This is a genomic window from Bacillus sp. MMSF_3353, from assembly GCF_030733445.1.
Lineage (GTDB): Bacteria > Bacillota > Bacilli > Bacillales > Bacillaceae_G > Bacillus_A > Bacillus_A wiedmannii.
Genome location: NZ_JASHJA010000036.1, coordinates 23,490 through 29,489 on the forward strand (window position 1 = coordinate 23,490; position 6,000 = coordinate 29,489).

Consider the following 6,000-nt stretch of genomic DNA (forward strand, 5'->3'; position numbering starts at 1 on the left):
TGAAGCGTCTGAAATAGAGCCTTCACATGAATTGGTTTACTTCTTATGTAATAATGCTTTAGAAGTATTTAATTCTCGTTCTATAGAAAGTGCGAAGTGTGAATGTGGTGAATGAATGGATGTATATAAAATGGTTGATACAATGCCGTTTGATAAGTTTGAAGAGTTAGTTGAGGACAGTATTGTTGTTATTGAATTATATTTATGTCCTTCTTGTAAAAAGTGGAAGCTTAATTTTGTTGGTAGAAAAATTCTATATGGGTGAAATCATGTTAAAAAAGCTGAATTAGGAATTTTCAAGTCTCTTGCTCTGCCATTAGACAGAGCAAGAGACTATTTCATATTGTTAAAAATACATTTCAATTTCATTTATATAATCCCTAAAGCCGTAGCTATCAACTGAATAGCACTTTTTTTCTTCTGGTAAAACGGATCACGTTTCATCATCAATTCGTTGTACACATACGAATCTTTAACCTTTCGATTCCCAAGGTACTTCATCTCAATTATCCTGCGTTCATCTTCATCAAGAGCATGTTTTAACGTCCGTTCAATTTGTTTAAAACGTATCTCATGATTCTGATCGTCACCTTTCATTTTAGGAAAAAGAACAATGCCCCCAGCTTGAGCCTGTTCTTCTTGATTCTTCATCCGGACGCACAATGCTTTGTAGTTTTTCAGCTCCTTCACCACAAGTCTTCGCATCTCCTTTTCATCGATGTCTTCAAAAAATGACAATTGATTCATACGATACGGTTCCCCTCCGTTCGATCTAATTACTTGAATAGTTACTCCTAATCTCGGCCAAACTGTATTTGCATCTAGATTATCATCTTGAAAACGAGCAGTTAGCTTTTGCTAGCTGTTCTTTGTTTATAAAAAGCACTCAATTAACTGAACGCACATATAATACTCTGCGTTCCTTTCTTTATAAAATAGTCGTTACAAAATGAATCTCGTCACGAGAGCACTTTATTAAGTGCTCTTTTTTGATTTTTGAATACTAATCAATTGAAATTTTTGTTTAATTTATAAAATAAAACTGCTTGTCCACTTCGATACATTCTTTAATTTCCCTTAACGATCCATACACTTCTATATAATTGCATTCCAACTTCCTGATTTGCTTTTTGCTACCTTTACCTCCTATGACGAGCAATCATAAGAGGTAAAGGTATGAATGAAGAAAATATTGTTTTACATGGAACTGCTGTTGAATCAAGTTTATTCGATTCAACACTCCTATCTATTTTTCGCTATTCACTTTACCAACAGAAGCAACAGGAGCAACAGGTTCAACGGTATTGATTTAGGAAGCGGACTCCCTTATATATATTAAAAGCTTTTTGGAGTGAACCCATGTTCCTTATATATTATGGAATGGGTTTATATTTGTGACATAAGGGCTTATTTTTTTATTTATTTTAATTTTCAAGGGCCTTTTTCTTATACTTGTTTGTTAACCAATTCATAAGTTGTAGTGTGTAAGTGGGTGAATGATAAGGATGGTGTAAAAATGAGTGAATTTAAAAAGAAATTTCATATTCCATGTGAGTGTTTTCTCCCCCCTGTACCCCCACCTCAAGTTGGACCTACTGGACCGACTGGGCCGACTGGGCCGACTGGACCAACCGGGGCTACAGGAGTTACAGGACCTACGGGACCAGCTGCTACGGCATGTTGTCCATGTACGAATCGTCTTGATAACCCTGGGTTTGATGAACCTGCAACACCAGGCTTTCCGGTTCCAGGGTGGGCTGTGACGGGAGATGTTTCAGAAGTAGGATTTCCAAATGCGCATAGCGGTCGTTTTCTTCCAAATGGAACCCTTAGTACCTTAGCTGTTTCTATTGAGCCTGGAGGAATTATGACTCAATCGGTTGGTGTGGGCGGAGGTTGTTGCTTTACCCTTTCTTTTGCTGGGGATATAAGAGACGGAGCAATTCTTGTTGCTTCTGTATCGTTTCCACAACTTGGGCAAGGATGTCCCCCTAATCCTACGACGCTTGGACCATTAAACATTCCGCACATTGTACCTATTGCAAATCAACAACAAGCTGGTTTCCAACATTATACCCTTGTTGTGTGTATACCTGCTGATGTAACTACAGCATGTATTACTTTCCAAAATATAGCCACAGGCGGAGAAGGAGCGGTAGCTTTCGTTGACAACGTAGTATTCCAACCTACTGGTGGACCTTGCACTTCATGTTCACAAAATTTTTAATACATTAATATATCTGAGGATTTTCGTTTTTCTATCGAATCCAATAATTATTAAAGAGGGCTCCCTGGCTCTCTTTTCATATTAGAAATCACCATATGCGCCCATATATTGAACGTATTCATTTATGATCAATATACGAATGATATTCACCTTTATATAAGCTATACTTCATTAGATTCATTATTTCACCCCTGCGTAAAATATGAAACTATTGAGCAGTTAGCTTTTGCTAGCTACCTTTTTTGAGTTTGTCTGTCCGAATAAAATTCTAAAGTCTGTCCAATACTATAAATGGGCTGATACAGCTTGAATTGACAGTGACCTCTGTAATGTTCTTTTCCTCTTTCTCTGAGGACGGAGCAGTTAACGCTTGTTAACTGCTTTTTTGTATTAAGTTAATTATAAATTTCAGGTCTTATTTCTCTTCTACGCCATATACTCTTAACCTAAGTATCCAACTCAAAGTGTTACCTCTTATCTTAAAGAGCACTTATGCACGGTGCTCTTTGTTATTTTCCTTATTTCTACAAAAGGAAAATTCTATTAGATATTTGCACGTTAATAAATAATCCTCATATACTACCATGTGCTCTACACAAACCTAAGAATAACCAACTTATTAAAGGCACTACTCATTTTAATTTTTTGAATAAGCTCTCAAACACTACACAAACTATTTATAAGCCATATATACTAGTGGCTTCACTCTTTTTGTAAAGGAATGAGAAGTTAATTTATCTTAATTGGCTAACTCATTCACCCCACAAGCAGGCAAAGTTTCTTTGCCTGCCATTTTTGTATAACTTTCTTAATTTGAATCATACTATTCAGGAACCTGTTTACCAATACGAGTCAATTTAGTGTTTTGAGATTTCCTCCTTCTAGGACAAGCAATTTTGCTTGTCCTATTTTAATTAAAGTACTATTTATATATCTCCCTTCCTCAGGCAATAAATTCTATTTTTTAGTATTAATAATATAAATTTGTACATTATAAAAATGTTCCACACTATTATGTGGGTACAAAAGGAGGAATTAAAAATGGATAAACGAACTGAGAAAAAAGTTGAAGCTGTAGCACGTAAAGCTGCTGATTTAGAAGTTTCACAAGAATTAACTAGCCTTAAAAATCAAATTCAACAGTTACAACACTCTTTATCTCAAACAACTCAAAGTCAACAACAGGGATTACAGCAAGGTCAACAACAAGGGCAACAACAAGGATTACAACAAGCTAATCAACTAATGCAACAACTTCAACAATTTAGTCATCAATCTCAACAACAAATGCAACAAGCGGATCAACAATTACAGCAAACTATCCAACAGGCTATTCAAACATTAAACCAGGGATTGCAGTACCTACAATCTAATCAAACATTAAGCCAAATTAATCAAGCTATTGCACAGGCTCAAACACAAGTTGATCAAGTGAGTCAACAAATGGGTGGCCAACAAGGGCAACAAATGGGTAACCAGCAAGGGCAACAACTAGGTGGCCAGCAAGGGCAACAAATGGGTAACCAACAAGGGCAGCAACAATTTCACTAAGCGTATTGACAGAAGTCCCAGCCGTAATAAATTTTCTGCAACTTATATAACAGTAAGCAAACTCCAATTTCTTTTTGTTAGTTATTACTAAAGTTAAATAAATAACACCATTTTTTGAAAGAGCACTTCTGTAAGTGCTCTTTTTATTTATTACAAAATGAAATTTTTGTTTTATTTTCCACTTCTCCAGCATATTTTTTACCTAAGGGTGTTTACCTAAAAAGTTACCTCCTTATCGATGAGCACTCACTTATGTAGTGCTCCTTTTCATGTTGTATAATTCTGTTTTACTTGTATAAACTACAGATAGTTTCTTTTTGGAAACTCCCACAATCTTTTGTTAGTTGTCACTTTTTAGGCAAACGTTCATATATTAACTGTGAACAATGGCCAATAGAAGATTGACCCTACCTCTCTAAGAGCACTTTTCACAGTGCTCTTTTTAAATAAACAAATTAGATACCAAATAGCGTTTTGATTACAAAATCATTTATGTTTCCTTTGGCAATCAGTACAGTAGTTTTTAAAGTTCTTGCCTTCTTGTTTAAACGTATAACCCTTCGAGAGTGCTCCGTTCATTTTCCCGTTAAAGCCTAGCGATTCAAATGTTGAACATAAAATTCTTTCTTTTCCACAATCATCACAAATCACTGTAGTGGTATATGACTTAGTCTCTTTTGTTCTAAAAGCCATTCCTCATTCTCCTTTCAAATAACGATTTTGTTTTACGTTTACTAGTCACCCTACCCCGTATAAATGCACCTTTTTTACGTATCATATTAAAATCTAAATTATCCTCTTTTAGGAAGGCACTAATATGAACAAGACATTAAAATACATTTTAATCTTCTTTTGTGCGGTGTTTTATATTTTAATTATGGGCTGGATTGTTTATTTAAACTTTGTTTAAGAGTATTTTATTTCTCCAAGCAAGAAATCAATCTAAGATCGAACATAAGCATCATAAGGAGTGCTCTACAAGGCACTCTTTAGCTTTAAAATAAGGATTTTATAAAAAAATACTCGCTTTCAATTCCTCTATTTCCGTCATTTTGATTCTACCTTCCCCCTTATAACAAGATGAGCTTCTTTATTAACCCTATAAAAAACAACCTAAATATAGTAAAATTTAAATAAGGTAGGTGAATATAATGAATGGATTTGTAGTTTGCACACTTGTTGGTCTAATCATTGTAATAATGGGTTATCTAATTCATATTAAAAAACAATTATTTCTTATTGCTGGATACCAAGATGCTACTTTTATTGGTGATAAAAATAAACTAGCTAAATTATTCGGCATATTTGCTTACATAGTAGGAATTGCTACTTTTTTACTACCTTTCGGACTTGAATTTTTCGGCGGCATAAGTGGCAAAATCTATGCAACCTGTGTTGTTGCAGGTACAGTTTTTGTTTTGGTTAGAAAACAAATGATTAATAAACCTTTTTAAAAAGAGTCTTAATATGGCTCTTTTTTTATTGATAAAACTAATTCAAATAATATTTTATTGAATTTCTCAATTCACAAAGTACTACCTTTATAAAATGAATTCATATACATTATTGAATACATATTAAGTTCATATAAAACCAAATAATTTAGGAGCTGATCAGTATGACAAGTAAACCACTGGTAATAACGCTTCCTCCTATATCAAAAACCAAAATTACTTTTTATTCTTCTTCTGGTGACGTAATTAACCACACTTTTTTTACAAACGAGACTTCAGACCCCATAGCAACGTTTGCATATTGTCCTATAGACTTTGAAAGATTTGAAACTAAAAGAATGCCAGTCCATATAAAATAATTTTCCATTCTCATTTACGGATAATATTTTTTACATTACACATACTATCTGTAAGTCAACTTCCCATGACTACACTCTTTTAAAACGGAGCTTGGTCCTCCGTACTGTTTTGGATCACGGCAGGTAACTTAGTCAATTACCTGCCATTTTCTATTCAAATAACGCTTTTATTTTAAAATTATATTGTTTTAAACTATCTATTCTACTTCTCTTCTCTTGTTCATATGCCAAGTTTTCTATTCATACACTAAACATAATTGGCATAACTGAATGGAGGCTAACTATGTTTTTTGAAAATATGATTAAATACGGACGCGTTCCCCACTTCAACCCTAACTTCCCTTTGATTTTATTTTGGAGTCAAAAAAGTGGCTGTACCTCTCTTGCACATTGGTTTTTTTATCAAATA

Annotated in this window: 7 protein-coding genes and 1 pseudogene; 6 read left to right on the plus strand and 2 right to left on the minus strand. The window is 34.1% G+C overall.

The window, feature by feature from the left end; genetic code table 11:
• The first annotated feature begins 130 nt into the window (after window positions 1–130).
• Window positions 131–265, plus strand: a complete 135-nt coding sequence (locus tag RBB48_RS28680; protein ID WP_255788347.1) for a hypothetical protein — start codon at window positions 131–133, stop codon at window positions 263–265.
• Between the two features lie 104 nt (window positions 266–369).
• On the opposite strand, the gene RBB48_RS28685 is transcribed toward RBB48_RS28680, so the two are convergent.
• Window positions 370–747 carry an ArpU family phage packaging/lysis transcriptional regulator gene (locus tag RBB48_RS28685; RefSeq protein ID WP_097908659.1) on the minus strand — a complete coding sequence of 126 codons (378 nt, stop codon included), beginning with the start codon at window positions 745–747 and terminating at the stop codon, window positions 370–372.
• A gap of 769 nt (window positions 748–1,516) precedes the next feature.
• Between RBB48_RS28685 and RBB48_RS28690 the strand changes: the two genes are divergently transcribed.
• Together RBB48_RS28690 and RBB48_RS28695 are read left to right on the plus strand one after the other, a co-directional pair.
• Complete coding sequence (locus RBB48_RS28690) at window positions 1,517–2,227, plus strand: hypothetical protein (protein ID WP_097908657.1); 711 nt, start codon at window positions 1,517–1,519, stop codon at window positions 2,225–2,227.
• 1,041 nt (window positions 2,228–3,268) lie between these two features.
• On the plus strand, window positions 3,269–3,778 hold the full coding sequence (locus tag RBB48_RS28695) for a hypothetical protein (protein ID WP_306008566.1): 510 nt from the start codon (window positions 3,269–3,271) through the stop codon (window positions 3,776–3,778).
• 486 nt (window positions 3,779–4,264) lie between these two features.
• Here RBB48_RS28695 and RBB48_RS28700 read toward each other — a convergent pair whose 3' ends face one another.
• Complete coding sequence (locus RBB48_RS28700; RefSeq protein WP_097908653.1) at window positions 4,265–4,471, minus strand: hypothetical protein; 207 nt, start codon at window positions 4,469–4,471, stop codon at window positions 4,265–4,267.
• A gap of 458 nt (window positions 4,472–4,929) precedes the next feature.
• Between RBB48_RS28700 and RBB48_RS28705 the strand changes: the two genes are divergently transcribed.
• The 3 genes and pseudogenes from RBB48_RS28705 to RBB48_RS31795 form a co-directional block, all read left to right on the plus strand.
• On the plus strand, window positions 4,930–5,232 hold the full coding sequence (locus tag RBB48_RS28705) for a DUF3784 domain-containing protein (protein ID WP_097908651.1): 303 nt from the start codon (window positions 4,930–4,932) through the stop codon (window positions 5,230–5,232).
• 164 nt (window positions 5,233–5,396) lie between these two features.
• Complete coding sequence (locus RBB48_RS28710) at window positions 5,397–5,591, plus strand: hypothetical protein (RefSeq protein ID WP_306008567.1); 195 nt, start codon at window positions 5,397–5,399, stop codon at window positions 5,589–5,591.
• A 145-nt stretch (window positions 5,592–5,736) separates the two neighbouring features.
• Window positions 5,737–6,000: pseudogene (locus RBB48_RS31795) on the plus strand (sulfotransferase family 2 domain-containing protein); the annotation flags it as partial.

Excerpts from the sequence above, each read along its gene's own strand:
- RBB48_RS28705 (WP_097908651.1), top strand. The coding sequence starts at position 4,930 with ATGAATGGATTTGTAGTTTGCACACTTGTTGGTCTAATCATTGTAATA.
- RBB48_RS28695 (WP_306008566.1), top strand. The coding sequence starts at position 3,269 with ATGGATAAACGAACTGAGAAAAAAGTTGAAGCTGTAGCACGTAAAGCT.
- RBB48_RS28690 (WP_097908657.1), top strand. The coding sequence starts at position 1,517 with ATGAGTGAATTTAAAAAGAAATTTCATATTCCATGTGAGTGTTTTCTC.
- RBB48_RS28700 (WP_097908653.1), bottom strand. The coding sequence starts at position 4,471 with ATGGCTTTTAGAACAAAAGAGACTAAGTCATATACCACTACAGTGATT.
- RBB48_RS28710 (WP_306008567.1), top strand. The coding sequence starts at position 5,397 with ATGACAAGTAAACCACTGGTAATAACGCTTCCTCCTATATCAAAAACC.
- RBB48_RS28680 (WP_255788347.1), top strand. The coding sequence starts at position 131 with ATGGTTGATACAATGCCGTTTGATAAGTTTGAAGAGTTAGTTGAGGAC.
- RBB48_RS28685 (WP_097908659.1), bottom strand. The coding sequence starts at position 747 with ATGAATCAATTGTCATTTTTTGAAGACATCGATGAAAAGGAGATGCGA.